The following is a 1,901-nucleotide window of genomic DNA, read 5'->3' as shown; positions in this document are numbered from 1 at the left end:
AAACGATAGGCGAAAAGAATAATAAATATTACGTTCGTAGACATATTGAATTGACAGCCGCTTTAACAGAGATGTTAGGGCAAAAGAATAAGAGTAATAGAATCGGAAGATTCGATAAGAACCGATAGATACTGATTCGAATAACAATACGATTTGATGTAAATTAAATCAACAATATACGATGAAGAGTTTGATCCTGGCTCAGGATGAACGCTAGCGGCAGGCTTAACACATGCAAGTCGAGGGGTATTTATCTTCGGATAGAGAGACCGGCGCACGGGTGCGTAACGCGTATGCAATCTACCTTTTACAGAGGGATAGCCCAGAGAAATTTGGATTAATACCTCATAGCATAGCAATCTCGCATGAGATCACTATTAAAGTCACAACGGTAAAAGATGAGCATGCGTCCCATTAGCTAGTTGGTAAGGTAACGGCTTACCAAGGCTACGATGGGTAGGGGTCCTGAGAGGGAGATCCCCCACACTGGTACTGAGACACGGACCAGACTCCTACGGGAGGCAGCAGTGAGGAATATTGGACAATGGGCGCAAGCCTGATCCAGCCATGCCGCGTGCAGGATGACGGTCCTATGGATTGTAAACTGCTTTTGTACGAGAAGAAACACTCCTATGTATAGGAGCTTGACGGTATCGTAAGAATAAGGATCGGCTAACTCCGTGCCAGCAGCCGCGGTAATACGGAGGATCCAAGCGTTATCCGGAATCATTGGGTTTAAAGGGTCCGTAGGCGGTTTAGTAAGTCAGTGGTGAAAGCCCATCGCTCAACGGTGGAACGGCCATTGATACTGCTGAACTTGAATTATTAGGAAGTAACTAGAATATGTAGTGTAGCGGTGAAATGCTTAGAGATTACATGGAATACCAATTGCGAAGGCAGGTTACTACTAATGGATTGACGCTGATGGACGAAAGCGTGGGTAGCGAACAGGATTAGATACCCTGGTAGTCCACGCCGTAAACGATGGATACTAGCTGTTGGGGGCAACTTCAGTGGCTAAGCGAAAGTGATAAGTATCCCACCTGGGGAGTACGTTCGCAAGAATGAAACTCAAAGGAATTGACGGGGGCCCGCACAAGCGGTGGAGCATGTGGTTTAATTCGATGATACGCGAGGAACCTTACCAAGGCTTAAATGTAGTTTGACCGATTTGGAAACAGATCTTTCGCAAGACAAATTACAAGGTGCTGCATGGTTGTCGTCAGCTCGTGCCGTGAGGTGTCAGGTTAAGTCCTATAACGAGCGCAACCCCTGTTGTTAGTTGCCAGCGAGTCATGTCGGGAACTCTAACAAGACTGCCAGTGCAAACTGTGAGGAAGGTGGGGATGACGTCAAATCATCACGGCCCTTACGCCTTGGGCTACACACGTGCTACAATGGCCGGTACAGAGAGCAGCCACTGGGCGACCAGGAGCGAATCTATAAAACCGGTCACAGTTCGGATCGGAGTCTGCAACTCGACTCCGTGAAGCTGGAATCGCTAGTAATCGGATATCAGCCATGATCCGGTGAATACGTTCCCGGGCCTTGTACACACCGCCCGTCAAGCCATGGAAGCTGGGGGTGCCTGAAGTCGGTGACCGCAAGGAGCTGCCTAGGGTAAAACTGGTAACTAGGGCTAAGTCGTAACAAGGTAGCCGTACCGGAAGGTGCGGCTGGAACACCTCCTTTCTAGAGCCTTAGTGTTAGCATTTGTGCACGCTGAGGAAAAAAGATGAAGATCTTTAAAGTTCTGAATTGAAAGATTGTATTACTCTTGCTGTTAATTTAAAAAAAAATGAAAATTAAGTAAAACAGAGTCTCGTAGCTCAGCTGGTTAGAGTACTACACTGATAATGTAGGGGTCGGCAGTTCGAGTCTGCCCGGGACTACTTTTTAAA

1 tRNA gene and 1 rRNA gene are annotated in these 1,901 nt (G+C 47.3%); both read left to right on the top strand.

Going from position 1 to position 1,901, the window contains the following annotated elements:
- Nucleotides 1-178 precede the first annotated feature (178 nt).
- Nucleotides 179-1,692: ribosomal RNA gene (locus FLACHUCJ7_RS00180) — 16S ribosomal RNA — on the top strand.
- A gap of 126 nt (nucleotides 1,693-1,818) precedes the next feature.
- Nucleotides 1,819-1,892: transfer RNA gene (locus tag FLACHUCJ7_RS00175), tRNA-Ile, on the top strand.
- Nucleotides 1,893-1,901: the final 9 nt, after the last annotated feature.

Source organism: Flavobacterium salmonis, assembly GCF_903819435.1.
GTDB classification, from domain to species: domain Bacteria; phylum Bacteroidota; class Bacteroidia; order Flavobacteriales; family Flavobacteriaceae; genus Flavobacterium; species Flavobacterium chungangense.
Note: the sequence above shows the minus strand (reverse complement) of the source record. Positions and strands in the feature narration are given on the sequence as shown.